The organism is Pontibacter beigongshangensis (assembly GCF_014332515.1).
In the GTDB taxonomy this organism is placed as follows: domain Bacteria; phylum Bacteroidota; class Bacteroidia; order Cytophagales; family Hymenobacteraceae; genus Pontibacter; species Pontibacter beigongshangensis.
Window position 1 is genome coordinate 128050 of the sequence record NZ_VFSD01000006.1, and the last position, 17123, is coordinate 145172.

Consider the following 17123-nt stretch of genomic DNA (forward strand, 5'->3'; position numbering starts at 1 on the left):
GGGCATAAAAAGAGGGAGCAGATGCGTAGGCTCTGCTCCCTCTTTTTTGCCAGTAGCTCCGGAGCAGGATGCTTCAGAGCTACTGGTAAATGACCAGAAAAATCAATTCTTGCGGTCATCACGGTCGCGCTCACGTTCCGGATCTACGGTACGCCTTCTGGTGGTTGTGTCGTACTCCACCACCGTTTCCTCCACATCATACTCGGTCACGATAGTGTCGCGGGCAACTACTTTTTTATTGTCTTCATCGTCCAGCACGGTTGCGTCATCGCCTCTGCCTTGTCTCTCGCACGAAAAAAGAAATATGGCACCAAGCGCAAAAAAACCCGATAATAATATATTTTTCATATGCTCTTAACTAAGTTAAACGATATGTGAAAGGTAGCAGGATCTCAGTTGAAACAGACCTGTTCACAATTTCCTATAGTACGGCATTAGGCCAGGAAATGATTTGAGCCCCTGTTTAGGTGTTAGTGTAAGGCAGCAGCGTTCCGCATGATTTTTTATGTATGGCGGTTCAGGGAATAATGTTGTGGAGAAGGGTAAGCCTGATGCCTTTCGGGTACGGAGGATCTGGGTATGGACCATATTGCTGGTAGGGCAGCTCCGTTATTATCCCGAAACCATAATCAGACAGATTGCCATTCCGGTTTCGGGGATGTCAGGGCCAATCTGCAGCACTCGGGCCTTAACTCATTAGCTGATGTTACGCACCTTGATCAATAGCTTCCTTTTCAGGCAATTATTTGAATGAAAGAGGCCCTCGGGAGGCTACTGTTGCTCTCTGCAGCGGCGTCTCCCTGTAACGTGGTTGGATAATGAACCAATGCGCGATCTGTTCTGGGAAATGATTTGATACCCACGCAAGCTCCAACAGCTAAGGCTAAACGGCTTCGGCCTTACAAGGTAAGACCGCTACAGCAGGACTTCCTGATAATTGGTGCGTACCATTTGTTTCTAATTTGGAGCAGCACTAGAAAAAAGCACTTCCAAAATTTCTTTTGAAAGTGCTCTAGAAAGGACATTATTGACCGGGAAATTATACCAGTTGTTCTTTTAAGGCAGGAATCAGCATGTTTCTGGCTACAGACTCCATCAGGTTTGCCTCGTGAGAATATGGCTGCACGCCCTCCATAAAAGTGTAGGTGATTTTCTCGAACTCCACCGCTCTTTCCGTGATTTTACTCACGGCCATGGTACGGATATCTGTGCATTGACCTACCAGCACTGCTTTGCCATTTAAATATAAAGCATAAACATATGTGCCTTCGCCTGGCGTATCGTTTTTTCGTTTGTTTTCGTTTGAGCTAATGATCATAAACAGGTTATATTTTGAAGGAGAATTGTTTAATCAATTGAAATACATTCGTCGACATTTTTAAGTTCAAGCAAACTCATAATTTTTTAAGGAAAAATGATGTTATAACTGCAAGTAAATCTGAATCTTAGAACTTGATTTGTTGTACACAGTAGCTTTCTTGTACTTGCATAATTCGACATAAATATATTAAAAAATGATTAAATAGTATGCATGTTGAAAAATAATCAGTAGAAACACTAGAAGTTTGGTTGTTTCGTAATCTAATTAAGATTCAACGCTCCGTATTCTTAGGTACTTATATAATTAGTGTTTTTTATACGTTAAATCAAAGAGCTGGACTGCTGAATAAAATAATCCGAAACAAAAGGAAGCGAAAATGAATTAAAAGCAAAGTTTAGAAAGTATGCTAACACAGGGTGCATAATTATTCAAATCAAACTGCCCCTCCGGAGGTTTCTGCTGCTGCTCCCAAGGCACCTGGGTTTCCTGCAGCTCAGAAGAGAACAGCACTTTTATTAGTCTCACTCTACTAGTAAGGTAAGCTATGTATAGATTAAATTATGTTAAAATTAGATAAAAAAGGGAGTGTGGGAAGGTGCCTGCTTTGAAGCAGGTAGTGGATCTTTTATAGGCAGGCATGTGCAGGCGGTACAGAATCAGGCTAGATTGACAGTTTGTCTGGTTATGGGTAAAGAAGCTAAGTGATTTCCTTTCAACTGTTTAATTTTTCAATTTAAAATAACTTACTTTGTACATTGCGATAATTGCATTTACTGAAGTTCCTTTAAAAGAAAAAATCAGAAGGTACGGGTGGGCAGGAGAGAAAAAAATTGGACAGGGCAAATGTAATTTCTCAATAGTAACTCAACCAGTCAGGCTGTCTCAAAACGCTATGCTTAATCAAGATCAGAATCAGAACGATGCGCTTCTGGCAATGCTTTTTCGAAAACTACAGTATGGCGCCCTGGTAACAGATGCCAGTGGCAGGATTGTATTAATGAATGCGGAACTCGTCGGCTACCTTGGCCTGCCACATCCGGCCAGCTATTATGCGGGGCTTCCAATAAGCTCGCTTGCTGCGTATGCCTTCCTGGCGACACCCCCTAAAGTTACTTTTAGCGAAGCAGCCGAAGCGAAAGATTATGTATCTGTGGGTGCCCGTACCTTTGAGCGTGAAAGGATGGCCAACATGCAGCTGCCAGGCTTCGGCCAGACCGGAACAGCCTGGCTGTTCCGGCAAGTTCCTTCGGCACATGCGCAACCACCAAAAACTGCCGGCCCGGCAAGTGAGTTTGCCGGCAACCGCCCCAACCCGATCCTGAGCCTGAGCAACCACGGCAAACTGGTACACCGCAACGCTGCTGCCCAACTGCTGGTGCAGCAACTTTCTCCTAAACGGCAGGAGGCATTCGGGAAACTGTTGCTCCGCAAGATACAGCAGGCTGATGTAACCCTGAAAGCCGGCAAGTTTGTGGTTTGCTCCGCCCGCCAGTTCTTTAATGTTTCGCTGACCCACGATCCGGCAAATAGCCTTATCTGGCTATACCTGACGGACATTACAAACAACAGATCAGCGCAGCTGGCGCTAAAGGAAAGTCAGAAGCTGCTAGACAGTATTACCCGGACCTTTCCGGGCATTATTTATATTTATGAGCTCCCTGCGGGAAAAACGCTGTATACGAACAGCTACATGGAACATGTGCTGGGTTATAACAGCCACGAGGTGGAAGCCAAGGGAGGGCCTTTCCTTTTCAGGGTTTTAAGTGAGGAGGAAAAGGAGCGGGCGGAGCATCATCTGGCAAAAATGGTCCGGGTGCCTTCCGGCCAGGTGGTCAGTAATTCCTACAAAGTCAGAGATAAGCAGGGCCGGGCAAAATGGCTCGAGTGCCGGGAGACGGTGTTTGCCCGAAACAAGGCCGGTGAGGTTACACAGGTTTTAGGCACTGCTGTAGATATAACGGAGCAGAAACTGCAACACCAGCAACTAGACCGGCAAAAGGCCTTCTACGAATCTATCCTGGACACAGTTCCTTCAGAGATTGTTGTTTTTGACAGCGAGCTCCGGTACAAATATGTTAATCCTGCCGCTGTAAACGAGAAAGAGATACGGGAATGGATGCTGGACAAAGCATATGGAGCCTATGCCGCGCACAGAAACCTTCCGAAAGAGCGGTTTTATAACCGGGCCAGACATCTCCAGAAGGCGTTGGAACAGAAAATCTCTGTGCAGATGACGGAAACCATCCACGACCCGGAAGGAAATCCCTTACACTTTATTCGCGAAATATCCCCGCTACTAGATGAGCAGGGGCAGGTGAAACTGTTGGTTTCTTCGGGGCAGGAGATTACAGCTCTTCGTAACGCGCAGGAAGAGGCGCTGGCCAGCGAGGCCAGCAACAGGGCCATTCTACAGGCCATTCCTGACTTGGTGTTCATCCTGAACCGGGAGGGAAAATTTACAGGCATCAACAAATCGGCCCATACGCCGCTTGCACTACCGGAAAACAAGGTCATCGGCAAAAACATACGGGCATTTACAACGGTGGAACTGGCTAATAAGATGCTTACCACTTTCCAACAGGTGCTGCAGACCGGGCGACTCGCCAGCATCGAATATGAAACCAACGAGCCGGAGGGGCTGCAGTTCTGGGAATCGCGCATCATCAAGTACAGCGATGACCAGGTGATGATGATGAGCCGCAACATCACGGAACAGCGCGAAAACGAGCTCTTGCTAAAGGAGAAAGATGAGCTGCTCCGTCAGATCATGGATACCAGCTTTAACCTGATTTACGTGAAAGACTCCCAGGGCTATTACTCGTACGCCAACACCACTTTCTCTGAGTACGCAGGCTATCCGGTAGAAGAGATCATCGGGAAAAAGGAAAAGGATTTGCTCCCACTGCTTCATGATTCGGCCGTTATAAGCAGAACAGACCAATTGGTATTAGATACTTTGCAAAGTCATACCCTCGAGCAGCTTTTCACACTGAAAGATGGGCGGCAGGTATGGCTCCGGATAGTGAAAAAGCCCCTTTTCATGCGCTCCGGTAAAGTACATGTGCTGAGCATTGGGTCTAATGTTACCGCAGAAAAGCAAGCCAAGGAAGAACTGCAGAAAAGCGAGGAGTTATACCGGCTGCTTTCCGAAAACTCTAAAGACATTGTTTGCCTGCATGAGACAGACGGCACCATTATTTTCATTTCCAGGTCGGTAGAAGATATGTACGGCTACACGCAGGCGCAAATGGTGGGTACATCTCCCTTCGATATCATGCACCCCAACGATGTGCAGATGGTGCAGGAAGAAGGTTTGAAAAAAGTGCTGGAGAAAAAAACCAACGTGGTGCTGGAGCTGCGCCAGAGAAAAAAGAATGGCGAATATGTGTGGGTGGAGGCTGTCATTAAACCAATTCTGAAGAACGGCGAGGTGTATAAAATCCAATCCTCCATACGGGACATATCGGAGCGTAGAAAAGCCGGTGAAGCCCTGAAGAGAAGCGAGAAAAAATACAGGGAACTGATAAAGCACAGCCAGGCTTACATCCTGACGCACGATCTGCAGGGCCATATCCTGACGGTGAACCCTTACATGCTGCACCAGCTGGGGCTCCCTGAAGAGGCGGTGCTTGGCAGGCATTTTCAGGAGTTCTTTTCTTTTACCGGTTCCGGCAGCTTTAACGAGTACCTGCAGGAATTTGAGCTGGAGGCTGCCGCCGAAGGTTTACTGACCCTGGTAGACAAAGAAAATGAAAAGCGCTACCTCTACTGCCAGAACTACAAGGTGCAGGAGCAGGGCGAGTTGCCCTACGTAATCGCCATTGCCCAGGATATAACCGAGCGCATCCTGATTGAGGAGGAGCTGAAAAAGGCAAAAGAAGTTGCTGAGGAGTCGGCAAGGGTAAAGGAAAATTTCCTGGCCAATATGAGCCACGAGATCAGAACCCCCATGAACGGCATTTTGGGCATGGCCGGGCTGCTCGGAAAAACGGAGTTGAACGCCATCCAGCAAAATTACCTCAACATTATCAGGCGCTCCTCCGATAACCTGCTGGTCGTGATCAACGACATCCTGGATTTCTCTAAGCTGGAGGCCGGAAAAATTTGTCTGGAGCGGATTCCTTTCCGCCTGACAGACACGGTGACACAGACCTACGAAACGCTGCGGTATAAAGCCGAGGAAAGGGATATCAGCTATACCTTGCAGCCTTTCCCATTCGATGACTTAACCGTGTGGGGCGATCCGTACCGGCTGAACCAGATTTTGCTGAACCTGCTGAACAATGCCATCAAGTTCACCGAAGAAGGACGTGTGGAGCTCTCGGTGCAATTGCTGGAAGAGACAGCGGAAATGGTCCGGCTTGAGTTTAAAGTGCAGGACACCGGCATCGGCATTCCGGAAGATAAACGGGAGAGCATTTTTGAAGGGTTCACGCAGGCCTATAGCAGCACCACCCGCAAGTATGGGGGCACAGGGCTTGGGCTGAACATTAGCAAAGCCCTGGTGGAGCTTCAGGGCGGCCGCATCTGGGTGGAAAGCAGAGAGAAAATAGGCAGCACCTTCCTGTTTACCATCACCTACCAAAAGAGCCAGCTGCCGGTAGAGCAGGCCCCCCTGGCAGAGCCAGTCTTTATGCAACTCAAAGACCTGAGGGTATTGCTGGCCGAAGACAACGACATCAATGTTTTTCTGGCGCAGGCTATCATAGAAGGATGGGGGGCCACGGTAGACATTGCCCTGAACGGTGCGATGGCCGTAGAGATGGCCGCCGGAAATTGCTATGATGTTATTCTGATGGATATTCAGATGCCCGAATTAAATGGACTGGATGCCACGCAGCAGATCAGGCAGTTTTCAGACCAGAAAAAGGCTGGCGTCCCAATAATCGCGCTCACTGCCAATGTGATCAAAGGCGATGCCGAAAAGTACCTCGATGCCGGCATGAACGACTTTGTGTCGAAGCCGTTTCAGGAAGCTGAGTTGTATCAGAAAATAAAACACGTGCTGCCGGCAGCCTTACCCGATGAGGCAAAAGAACAGCCCTTGCCGGTTGCAGAGAAGCCTAAAGCAGAAACAAACCTGCCGCTCTACAACTTGTCGCTGCTGGAAAAGATGACACGCAGCAACGAAACCATGATCAGGAAGACCAAACAAATATTTGTAGATACGGTGCTCCAGACAGTAAGGGAGCTGGAGCAAAAGTACCAGGCGGCAGACTGGCCCGGCGTGAGCCGGGCGGCCCATAAACTGAAACCGACCTACGACCTGATAGGTGTTGAAAAACTCCACAAGGTAATTCGTGAAATTGAGCAAAATGCCATGGAGCAGACAAACCTCTCCCGTATGGGGGAGCAGATTCAGCTGGTTGCCAGCGTATCGGAGCAGGTGGTGGCGCAACTACAGAAAGAACTGTGACCTGGTTGTTGGTTGTTGATGGACTTTTAAGTGATGGACTTCTATAATTAACAACCTTAGCAATTCAGAAAGCAATTATTCTAATGAAAAACGACCTCCGGAGCTGATCTGATAGTCTGCTGCTCCTGCTGCTCCTTTTCGATATTAGATTTGAGAGGAAAGACTGTTTTTGTCAGAATCAGAATTTACAGAATTAAAGAATGTGCAGAATGATCTTTACTGTGCCTATATTGAATAAATTTAGCTGTGCGTAGTCGGAAACTAGGTACAGCGAGAGATGGAATTTATCTTTAAATTTTCAAATTGACAGACCTTCAAATTGAAATATCTCCAAATTGAAGAATTAGCACATCAGCACATTAACTCATTAGCACATTAAGTACACATGTCAGAGAAGCAGCCGGATTTAGAGCAGGAGCAACAGGAGAAGGAGCATCCGTTTGTGTATGTGCTGGAGGATTTTTCATTTGCGAGCCTTAGCAGCACCTACCTGCTGCATCACAGCCTGGAGCCGGTTTCGACAGATGCCAGAGATGTAGCCGGTATCCATCCGCAGTTTATCGAGGTGAATTTCGGCTCCTTTACCAGCCCCTCCAGCACCGTCTATTTCCCGATGGTAGAAGTGAGCCGGCAGGAGAGGGCGCTGGTCTTTACCTGCGGCTGCAGAACTCCGAAAAGGAAACTGTGCGAGCACCAGGCACAGGTACTCCTGCTCATCATGAGCCGGAACGAGATCCGGGTGTTTTTTGATGAGGACCTGCGCGAGCAGAAATTCAGGCAGGCAGCGCTCAGCTACGGACTCGAAAAGGAAGCCAACCTGAGCGATTTCTTTGAACTGGAATATGCCGGCCGGACGCTCCAGGTAAAGCCCCGGCTCAAGGAGTTGCTATCTTCTGATAAGCTGAACGAGGCCTATCTGAAAGAGCGCTTACTGCCAAAGCAGCAAAGTCAGGGGCCTGAAGTCGGGCAAAAGGAAAGCACGCGCATGGTAGCTGTCCTGAGCGAACACCGGTACTACAGCCACCTCTGCGTGGAGCTCTTCGAGGCTCATCTCACCCGCGACGGGAAAGTTAAAAATCCGCTGAAACCCGTCGACCCGCTGGATCTGATCTGGGGCACCGACAAAAGCGAGGAGTTGAAATTTTACACAGGAATTTCCAAATTTCATAAAAACTACACCACCGGCAAGCCCGCCTCAGACCTCGAGGCGCTTAAGGCCATTGTTCGGAACCCGCTCCAGCTCGATTTCTTCTGCCACAACCTGAGCGCCTCAGCAAACATTACGGCGGCCTCTGTGGTGCCGGTGCGGCTCACAAACCAGCCTGTCAATCTCCGCCTGGCCGTGAAGGTTAAGGAAAGCTTTTATGAGGTGACGGGGCAGCTGGAACTGGAGGGTAACACCTACAATCTGGAGAAGCTGCAACTCCGCTACGATTTTTTTGTGCTGCTGCAGGGCAGGCTGCACCTGGTCGATAACCCTCACTTTCTGCGCATCATCGGGTTCTTTAAACAGCACCACAACAAGCTGCTGCTGCACAAGTCTAAGTTCGAGGCCTTCCGGCAGCAGATTCTTTCCGAGCTCGAAAGCCGGGTGCACATTTCCTACTCCTACCTGAAACCGGCCACACCCAGGCAGCTGGAGCAGCAGGGGTATACAAAAGCCCCGGAGAAGATCATCTATCTTTCCGATTCAGAAAACTATGTGCTGCTGACACCTGTGCTGCGCTATGGCCACACAGAAATTCCCGTGCTTTCCAAAAAACAGGTGCACGCCATAGACGACCAGGGGAACGCCTTTCTGGTGGAACGTGATGTGGAGCAGGAGCTGCATTTAACCACCACCCTGCTGCTGCAGCACCCCGACTTTGAGGAGCAGCTGCACCGCGACCACTTCTCGCTGCACAAAAAACATTTCCTGGATGAGGATTGGTTTTTAAATGCTTTTGAAGTGTGGCAAAATCAGAATATCACCATCCTCGGCTTTAACGAGATCAGTAAGAACAAGCTGAACCCGAACAAGGCCAGGATCTCCATTATCGTGACCAGCGGCGTAGACTGGTTCGATACTTCTATTGAGGTGCGGTACGGGAAACAGCGAGTGGCGCTGAAACACCTGCACAGAGCCATCCGGAACAGGAGCAAATACGTGCCCTTAGGCGACGGAACCATGGGCATACTGCCGGAAGAGTGGCTGGAGAAATTCGCTGGCTATTTCAAAACCGGCGACATCGTGGAGGAGCATCTGCGCATTCCTAAAATCAACTTCTCCGGCATTTCCGACCTGTACCAGGAGGAGCAGCTGACAGAGGAGGTAAAGGAGCAACTGGCCTTGTACCGCTCCAGGTTCTCCGGCTTCGAAGCCATACGGGAGGTGGAGGTGCCCCGGGAGCTGAACGCCACGCTGCGGGAGTACCAGAAGCAGGGGCTGAACTGGCTGAACTTTCTGGATGAGTTTAACTTTGGCGGTTGCCTGGCCGACGACATGGGCCTGGGGAAAACGGTGCAGGTACTGGCCTTTATATTGTCGCAGCGGGCAAGGCAGCAGCACAATACCAACCTGGTAGTAGTGCCAACATCGCTCATCTTTAACTGGCAGGCCGAAATAGAAAAGTTTGCGCCCTCCCTGAGGCTGCTCACCTTTTATGGCGCTGGCAGAGCCAAAGGATCAGTCGAATTCAGCCAGTACGAAATCGTGCTCACCTCTTATGGCGCCCTACTCTCTGATGTCCGCTTGCTGAAGCAGTACCGGTTTAACTACATTTTTCTGGATGAGTCGCAAAACATCAAGAATCCGGAATCGCAGCGGTTTAGGGCGGTGCGGCTGCTGCAGGCACGCAACAGAATTGTGCTCACCGGCACCCCGGTCGAGAACAACACCTTCGATCTGTTCGGGCAGTTCGCTTTTGCCTGTCCCGGTTTGCTCGGTAGCAAGCAGCATTTCAAGGAGCACTATTCCGCGCCCATCGATAAATTTAAAGACAGCCAAAGAGCTCGGGAACTGCAGCAAAAGATAAGGCCGTTCCTGTTACGAAGAACCAAGCAGCAGGTAGCCTCCGAACTCCCCGATAAAACAGAAATGGTGCTATACTGTGAGATGGGAGAGGAGCAACGAAAAGTGTATGATGCCTGCGAAAAAGAGATACGCGATTTCCTGACAGACCAAAGCGAGGAGAACCTCCCGAAAACGAGCATGCAGGTGCTGCAGGGGCTCACCAAGCTCCGGCAGATCTGCAATTCTCCGGCCTTGCTCCCTGACGAGCATTTTTACGGAAACACATCAGCCAAAATGGAGGTGCTGCTGGAGCAGATCGAGAGCAAGTCAGGGCAGCACAAAATCCTGGTTTTTTCGCAGTTCGTCTCCATGCTCAACCTGATTGAAAAGGAGCTGGCAGCCAGGGGTATTGCCTATGAGTTCCTGACCGGTAAGACCCGCAACCGAGCAGCCACTGTAGCGGAGTTTCAGGGCAACCCTGCTGTGCGTGTTTTCCTTGTCAGCCTGAAAGCCGGTGGCACTGGCCTCAATTTAACCGAGGCTGATTATGTGTACCTGGTGGATCCCTGGTGGAACCCCGCTGTGGAGAACCAGGCCATAGACCGCACCTACCGCATCGGGCAGAAAAAGAATGTGGTGGCGGTGCGCCTGATCTGCCCCAATACCATCGAAGAGAAAATCATGAAGCTGCAGGAGGCTAAAAAGCAGCTGGTGCAGGACCTGGTAAAATCGGATGCCTCAGTGTTTAAATCGCTCACAAAGCAGGATCTGCTGAGCCTGGTAACACGTTAGTGCTCCGCCAACCTGATTTTGTGGAAAGGTTCGCTGCTTGTAAAGCAGCCAGAAAGCATAGCTGCCACTATTTCTACTTTTGAATTTCAGGTTTATAATTTAGACAAGCACAAGATAGTTGAAAGTTGAAAAGCCTGAGTTAGATAAGGTTTTGTGTATCAGTATGATACATCAATTCCTTTGTTTATTCGTACAGATTAGATAGAGTTTTATCCAACTTGCAGGCCTATGTTATTCAGCAGCAGAGAAGAGGCTGGCCTTGTGCTGGCACAGCATTTATCTAAATACCGGGGCACAAGTTCGGTAGTAGTCGCTCTGCCGAGAGGCGGTGTGCCATTAGGCCATATTATTGCCCAGGAACTTCACTTTCCGCTAGATATCATCCTGATTAAAAAAATTGCCTACCCCGGGCATCCAGAGTACGCCATAGGCGCCGTTAGTCTGCAGAGCATGGTCCTGAACCCGGACATCGACCTGCCGGAAGACTACTATCTTGAACAGACCGAAAACATCCGGTCTGAGCTGCAGAAGCGGTATGAGCTCTATAAAGGCGCCCGCCACTCGATCGACCTGAAAGGCAAGACTGTATTGCTGGTGGATGATGGCATTGCCACCGGCTACACCATAATGGCAGCGGCCCAGCTCATTCGTGCGGCTGAGCCGGCCAGCATTGTTATCGCCGTGCCGGTCGCCTCTCCCAGTGTCCTGGATAAGCTCTCGGAACTTGTGGAAGAAATTATTTGCGTTTATGCACCCTCAGAGTTTAAGGCAGTAGGGCAGTTCTACCAGGATTTCTCTGAAGTGACCCACGACGAAGTAATCCGGCTGCTGGCAGACCGCGACATAGAGCAGGACGAAGGAGACTATTGATTAAATTTAATATGCCTCCACCTGGTTTGACCGGTCGGATAAGGCAATAGGGGGCCGCCGCGCCAGACTGCAGAGGAAAACTGCAGGTGCTAGCTTGGGCTGGCGACATAGCTATGGTTTACATGGAGCCCGGAAACAGGACCTCTGCCGGCTGCAGGGTAATAAGAATCATTCTATCCGCTTAATCTCCATTAGTGATGTACCAAAAGTCTTAATACTTTTGTGCCTTACAGCAGATGGGCGCCATAGTGCCTTATTCCTGAGTTACAATGAGTATACAACTGATTTTTGAGTTTCTGGGAACATTTGTTTTTGCCATGTCTGGCGCGCTGGCCGTGGGGGAGAAGGGGCAGGAGCACGACTGGTTCGGGGCCAGTTTTATCGGCTTTGTAACTGCGATTGGCGGGGGCAGCCTCCGTGATGTGTTGCTGGGAAGTTACCCGCTGGTGTGGGTGCAGGATGTGCGGCTGCTGTATATTATTCTGGCAGGCATTGTGAGTGCCGGTCTCTTCTACCCGGTAGTAGTGAAACTTAAGCGCACTTTTCAGCTGTTCGATACGCTTGGCATTGCCCTTTTTACCATTGTAGGAACCGAAAAGGCCATTAGCTTGGGCTTTAGTGCTGAGGTGGCCGTGATTATGGGGATGTTCTCTGCCGTAATGGGAGGCGTATTGCGCGATATGCTTACGAACGAAATTCCGGTGCTCTTCCGGAAAGAAATCTATGCCAGTGCCTGTATGATGGGCGCTATTATTTACCTGGTGCTCATGGACCTGGGGGTTGAACGCAATACAACTTTTCTGGCAGCGGTTATCTTCATCATCATCACCAGGCTGGTCGCCATCAAATACAACCTGAGCCTGCCAAAATTCGGGCGCCAGGTGTAGAAACTAATTAAGTCAGAAATTCAAAATCAGCACCTACTACAGCCTGCGACTTAACTTTCCGGAATCATACAGGGCATCACCCTGAGAAAAACGACGCACGTTTCACGATACATGACATTTTATTAGCTGTCTAAAAGGTGAAGCAAATTCCGGTAAGTGGTGCCGCTGTCTATATTTAAAAAAAATCAAATTCAATAAAACCAATCATACCACTACTCTTCGTACGGGCAGGTCGGGACCTGTTCAATCATTTCCCAAAATTCTTCCCCAAAAATCCTTCCTCCATAAAATTTCCTTATAAACTTCCCTGCAAACATTATCCTCCATGGCAGCAGGATAGCAGAAACAGCAGCAGCAGCAAAGCATTCTAGCGTCCGGAGGTCTATTTTCATTAGAATAATTTCTTCATGTGCCAGGTGGGGCGTGTGCTGATGTACTTGTTTTATAACCTCTGCTTTCCTTTCCTCTGTTCCAACGTGCTTTCTCGGTGAAAAAGAAAATTATGAATCTTTTTGCTTTAATACTTGTATATACATTAAATGTACATACATTTGTGCATCAGATTAAAAAATTAGTTTTATAACCTAAAGAAAAATATCATGGCAAATGTTAAATGGGCAGTAGACCCCACCCACTCCGAAGTTCAGTTTAAAGTAAAGCACCTGATGATCACAACAGTGACAGGTTATTTTGAGAAATTCGACGTGGAGGCGGAATCAGAAGATGAGCAGTTCAGCAACCCGCAGAATGTGGTCTTTACAGCCGATGTGAACTCAATCAGCACCAACAACGAGCAACGCGACACGCACCTGAAATCAGCCGATTTCTTTGAAGCGGAGAATTACGGCGAGATCCGCTTCAACGGAACCAAGTATGAGCAGGTAGATGGCAGCAATTACAAACTGCACGGCGACCTTACCATTAAAGGCACTACCAAACCAGTAATCGTGCATGTTGAGTTTGGCGGCATCGTGGTAGACCCCTATGGCCAGACAAAGGCAGGATTTACTGTTTCAGGCAAGATTAGCCGCAAAGAGTTTGGCCTTACCTGGAACGCTGTAACGGAGGCTGGCAGTGTAGTGGTTAGCGACGAGATTAAGCTGCAGGCAGAAATACAGCTGGTGAAGCAGGCGTAGTAAGAGTAGTAGCAGTAGCGGCGGAGGTTTTTTCGGCTGCTGCTACACTAATTTTTTTTGGACGGCAGTCAGTTGTTCAACCGAATGTGAGGCTTACGTATTACTAAATATGACCTGACAACCAAGGAGATATAGATTATGGAAAACAGAATTTTAGGCCTGCACCATATTACGGCAATTGCCGGCAAGGCCAGACAAAACCTGGAGTTTTATACCAACGTGCTGGGGCTGCGGCTTCTTAAGAAGACAGTTAACTTCGATGATCCGGGCACCTATCACCTCTACTACGGCGATGAGGTGGGCAGTGCAGGCACGATTATCACGTTCTTCCCGTATGAGGGCGCGCGGCTGGGCACAGCAGGCGCAGGTATGGCCACGCACATCAGCTATACCGTGCCAGAAGGAAGCCTCGGTTTCTGGAAAAAGCGTTTCGACGATTTCAGGATAAGTGCTGGGGAGCCGGCAGAAAAGTTTGGGGAGAAATACCTGCCTTTCACAGACCCTGACGGGCTGCAACTGGAGTTGGTGGTGCCGAAAAACGGCGATAGTCGTACACCCTGGTCTACCCAAGAGGTTCCTGCTGAGGTGGCTATCCGAGGTTTCCATGCCGTAACGCTTACGCTGCGAAACATCAAAGCCACCGCTGCTATCCTGACAGATATTTTTGAGTACCAGTTGCAGGAGCAGGAGGGCAACCGCTACCGCTACATAACCAATGCCGTGGAAAATGCCGCTATCATAGACCTGATAGAGGCGCCTGACGCAAATAGAGGAGAAGGCGGAGCAGGCACTAACCATCATATCGCCTTCCGGGTGAAAAATGAGGAGGTGCTGATGCAGTTCCGGAAAAAAGTGGCCGGCAGCGGGTTTAACATCACCGAAAAAATAGACCGCAACTATTTCTACTCCCTCTACTTCAGAGAGCCGGGCGGCGTGCTCTTCGAAATAGCCACCGATAACCCCGGTTTCGGCATCGATGAGCCTTTCGACCAGTTGGGGTCGAGCCTGCTGTTGCCTCCGCAGTACGAATCAAGGCGGGCCAATATTGAAGCGGTACTGCCAAAGCTGGATTAGACCCGATCAGGTGAGAATAGGTCGGGGAGCACCTGGCACTTTTTAATACAGTTTCTGCTTCTGGTTCTATCCAGGAATTTACCGGAACCTCATTTACTCTAGCATGTACACACACGAAATAAACATTAAAACGTATGGCAGGCCACTAGAAGAAACCGGCAAGGCCATGGTACTGGTGCATGGCCGGGGGGCTACAGCCGAGAGCATCCTGACGCTGCGTCAGAACCTGGATGTGGCCGACTTCTCTCTTTTGGCCCCACAGGCTACCAACCATAGCTGGTATCCGTATAGCTTTATGGCCCCGGTGAGTCAGAACCAGCCAGCGCTTGACTCGGCGCTGGCGCTGCTCGATGAGACGGTGCAACGCATAAAGGCGGCCGGCATAAAGAGCGAGCATATTTTCCTGCTCGGCTTTTCGCAGGGGGCCTGCCTTAGCGCAGAATTTGCGGCCAGGCAGGCGCAGCGATTTGGGGGCCTGCTGCTTTTTACGGGTGGCCTGATAGGCGAAAAGATACATACAGACAACTACAAAGGCAGCTTTGAGGGAACTCCTGTATTAATCACCACCGGCGACCCGGACCCCCATGTTCCCGTTAGCCGGGTAAACGAATCAGTGCGGATTCTGGAGGAGATGGGGGCTGTAGTTACTAAAAAGATCTACAAAGGCAGACCGCATACTATCCTGCAGGAAGAACTGGATCTGGCAAAAGAGATCCTTTCAGGAGCCCGTTAGAAAAAGGCTGTACTTACCTACCTAAAGGTGCAGGCCGGGTTCATGAGGAGAGCGCATGAAAGCTGAGGAAAAGCGACCTGTTTAAACTTTTAATGTACTAATCATGAAAAACGAATGGCCCACGCTTTCTTATGCAGATGCTAAGGACACCTACCAGACACTGCACCTCTTAACCCAGATCGTTGGGAAGATTAAGCTCGCTAAAATGCCTTGGGTAAATCATTCCTGGCACGTAACGCTCCTGGTAACCCCCACCGGACTTTCTACAGCCGACATAGCAGACGGCGACAAGCATTTCCAGATTGATTTCGACTTTTTGCAGCACCAGCTACAGCTCAGGACCAGCGCCGGGCAAACACGCTCCTTCGACCTGGAAAAGCTATCGGTGGCCAGTTGCTACGAAAAAATAATAAAGGCCCTGGCTGACTGCGATATCCAGGTGAAGCTGAACCCGGTTCCAAACGAGCTCGAGAACCCTATTCCATTTCATAAGGATCATCTGCATGCCACCTATAATCCGGACCACGCTGCCCGGCTGCATAAGGCCCTGCTGCTGACGCAGGGCGTGCTGCAACAGTTCCGGGCAAAGTTCAGAGGCAAGAGCAGTCCGGTTCATTTTTTCTGGGGAAGTTTTGACCTGGCTGTGTCACGCTTTTCGGGTCGGGAGGCGCCCAGGCACCCGGGTGGGGTTCCGAACCTGCCCGACTGGGTAACCCAGGAGGCCTACTCGCATGAGGTGAGCAGCTGCGGATTCTGGCCCGGAAACGAGGCGGTGCCATTTGCCGCCTTTTATGCCTACATCTACCCTGAACCGGAAGGGTATAAAGAGGCCGCCGTGCGCCCGGCACAAGCCTACTACCACCAGGAAATGAGGGAGTTCATATTGCCCTACGAGGCCGTGCAGCAGGCGGAGAACCCGGCCGGCATGCTCCTGGAGTTCCTGGGCAGCACCTATGAGGCGGCCGCCAACCTGGCGCAGTGGGAGAGGAAGGCCTTAGAGGTAAGTAGCTGATGTTTAATGCATCCTGATTTATTGAGTGCACCAAACCCTGCACAGGCAGCAGACGTTTTTCCATCTGAAGGCCTGTTTTGATTAGAATAATTTGGTGGTTGGTTGTTGAATGGTTGATTAAGACTTTGAGGATGACCAGCGAAATATTATTAAAATCTCAACTCTTAACTTTAGAAAAGTCTTAAGTCTAAACAGGCTCCGGAGGGCTGTTTTCATTAGAATAATTGCCTGTGGGGTCGTGCCGCAGCGGAGGGTCCTGTTTATTTGGCCTGATTCTAAATTAATCAATTGAATTAGGCACTTGTTTAATAAGATTCAAATAGCTATAAATCAAATATTTAACATAAAATCTCAGAGCCAGTGTTAAACCAATATACACATTGAGGGTGGTCCTCAAAACCAGTAGTTTGGTAATTTTTTAAAGAAGGCACTATTGGCTATTAACTAAGTGCCTAATTCAATTAATCAAAAAGCAGGTCATGCCTACATCCATTTCGGCAGATTGGCGGTATACTTCACTGTAACAAATGTCTCATTTAAAAAAACGTTATGGAAGCGACCTGCAATCATTGCACCCACTGGGAGCAAGACCCCAATAAGGTAGAGATTCAAAGCAAGGACTTTGGTGTTTGTGACGAGTTAACCGGGCAACATGCCATGGATCCGGAGTATGTGCTGCCACTGGTGCACGAAGTATCGGGCACCGACAACAAGCCGAAACAGTTCGAGATGATTACAGGAGCCATGTTTGGCTGCAATCATTTTTCCGAACGTAAACGTTGGGTATAAAGCCTAAACAGTAAAGAATATAGTAAAACACACATCTCCCTGTGCGACTGCTTCTGGTTTTTTTATCAGAGCAGGCAGTCGCACAGGGAGATGTGTGTTTT

At 49.4% G+C, this 17123-nt stretch carries 12 protein-coding genes; 9 read left to right on the forward strand and 3 right to left on the reverse strand.

Features of this window, described 5'->3' with window-relative positions; translation table 11 throughout:
• Positions 1–102: 102 nt before the first annotated feature.
• A complete protein-coding gene (locus FJM74_RS07340; protein WP_187261940.1) occupies positions 103–348 on the reverse strand; it encodes a hypothetical protein in 246 nt (81 codons plus the stop codon).
• A 691-nt stretch (positions 349–1039) separates the two neighbouring features.
• A complete protein-coding gene (locus FJM74_RS07345; RefSeq protein ID WP_187261941.1) occupies positions 1040–1318 on the reverse strand; it encodes a hypothetical protein in 279 nt (92 codons plus the stop codon).
• A gap of 895 nt (positions 1319–2213) precedes the next feature.
• Here FJM74_RS07345 and FJM74_RS07350 point away from each other — a divergent pair.
• The 4 genes from FJM74_RS07350 (at position 2214) to FJM74_RS07365 (ending at position 12278) form a co-directional block, all read left to right on the forward strand.
• On the forward strand, positions 2214–6737 hold the full coding sequence (locus tag FJM74_RS07350) for a PAS domain-containing hybrid sensor histidine kinase/response regulator (RefSeq protein WP_187261942.1): 4524 nt from the start codon (positions 2214–2216) through the stop codon (positions 6735–6737).
• A gap of 385 nt (positions 6738–7122) precedes the next feature.
• Complete coding sequence (locus FJM74_RS07355; RefSeq protein WP_187261943.1) at positions 7123–10521, forward strand: DEAD/DEAH box helicase; 3399 nt, start codon at positions 7123–7125, stop codon at positions 10519–10521.
• Between the two features lie 228 nt (positions 10522–10749).
• Entirely contained in the window at positions 10750–11391 is a 642-nt protein-coding gene (locus FJM74_RS07360) for a phosphoribosyltransferase (protein ID WP_187261944.1), read from the forward strand.
• Between the two features lie 269 nt (positions 11392–11660).
• Positions 11661–12278 (forward strand): trimeric intracellular cation channel family protein, encoded by a 618-nt coding sequence (locus FJM74_RS07365; RefSeq protein WP_187261945.1) that lies wholly within the window; start codon positions 11661–11663, stop codon positions 12276–12278.
• A gap of 212 nt (positions 12279–12490) precedes the next feature.
• Here FJM74_RS07365 and FJM74_RS07370 read toward each other — a convergent pair whose 3' ends face one another.
• A complete protein-coding gene (locus FJM74_RS07370; protein WP_187261946.1) occupies positions 12491–12670 on the reverse strand; it encodes a hypothetical protein in 180 nt (59 codons plus the stop codon).
• A gap of 207 nt (positions 12671–12877) precedes the next feature.
• On the opposite strand from FJM74_RS07370, the gene FJM74_RS07375 reads away from it, so the two are divergent.
• From FJM74_RS07375 to FJM74_RS07395, 5 genes are all read left to right on the forward strand, one after another.
• Complete coding sequence (locus FJM74_RS07375) at positions 12878–13414, forward strand: YceI family protein (RefSeq protein ID WP_187261947.1); 537 nt, start codon at positions 12878–12880, stop codon at positions 13412–13414.
• Positions 13415–13552: 138 nt separating this feature from the next.
• A complete protein-coding gene (locus tag FJM74_RS07380; RefSeq protein WP_187261948.1) occupies positions 13553–14488 on the forward strand; it encodes a ring-cleaving dioxygenase in 936 nt (311 codons plus the stop codon).
• A 103-nt stretch (positions 14489–14591) separates the two neighbouring features.
• Positions 14592–15221, forward strand: coding sequence for an alpha/beta hydrolase (locus FJM74_RS07385; protein ID WP_187261949.1), 630 nt, complete (start codon positions 14592–14594; stop codon positions 15219–15221).
• A 103-nt stretch (positions 15222–15324) separates the two neighbouring features.
• Complete coding sequence (locus FJM74_RS22355) at positions 15325–16233, forward strand: DUF5996 family protein (RefSeq protein ID WP_187261950.1); 909 nt, start codon at positions 15325–15327, stop codon at positions 16231–16233.
• A gap of 549 nt (positions 16234–16782) precedes the next feature.
• Positions 16783–17022, forward strand: a complete 240-nt coding sequence (locus tag FJM74_RS07395) for a hypothetical protein (protein ID WP_187261951.1) — start codon at positions 16783–16785, stop codon at positions 17020–17022.
• Positions 17023–17123: the final 101 nt, after the last annotated feature.

Bases quoted from the DNA above. Each gene is read 5' to 3' on its own strand.
- FJM74_RS07340 (WP_187261940.1), bottom strand. From the start codon at position 348: ATGAAAAATATATTATTATCGGGTTTTTTTGCGCTTGGTGCCATATTT.
- FJM74_RS07345 (WP_187261941.1), bottom strand. From the start codon at position 1,318: ATGATCATTAGCTCAAACGAAAACAAACGAAAAAACGATACGCCAGGC.
- FJM74_RS07350 (WP_187261942.1), top strand. From the start codon at position 2,214: ATGCTTAATCAAGATCAGAATCAGAACGATGCGCTTCTGGCAATGCTT.
- FJM74_RS07355 (WP_187261943.1), top strand. From the start codon at position 7,123: ATGTCAGAGAAGCAGCCGGATTTAGAGCAGGAGCAACAGGAGAAGGAG.
- FJM74_RS07360 (WP_187261944.1), top strand. From the start codon at position 10,750: ATGTTATTCAGCAGCAGAGAAGAGGCTGGCCTTGTGCTGGCACAGCAT.
- FJM74_RS07365 (WP_187261945.1), top strand. From the start codon at position 11,661: ATGAGTATACAACTGATTTTTGAGTTTCTGGGAACATTTGTTTTTGCC.
- FJM74_RS07370 (WP_187261946.1), bottom strand. From the start codon at position 12,670: ATGAAAATAGACCTCCGGACGCTAGAATGCTTTGCTGCTGCTGCTGTT.
- FJM74_RS07375 (WP_187261947.1), top strand. From the start codon at position 12,878: ATGGCAAATGTTAAATGGGCAGTAGACCCCACCCACTCCGAAGTTCAG.
- FJM74_RS07380 (WP_187261948.1), top strand. From the start codon at position 13,553: ATGGAAAACAGAATTTTAGGCCTGCACCATATTACGGCAATTGCCGGC.
- FJM74_RS07385 (WP_187261949.1), top strand. From the start codon at position 14,592: ATGTACACACACGAAATAAACATTAAAACGTATGGCAGGCCACTAGAA.
- FJM74_RS22355 (WP_187261950.1), top strand. From the start codon at position 15,325: ATGAAAAACGAATGGCCCACGCTTTCTTATGCAGATGCTAAGGACACC.
- FJM74_RS07395 (WP_187261951.1), top strand. From the start codon at position 16,783: ATGGAAGCGACCTGCAATCATTGCACCCACTGGGAGCAAGACCCCAAT.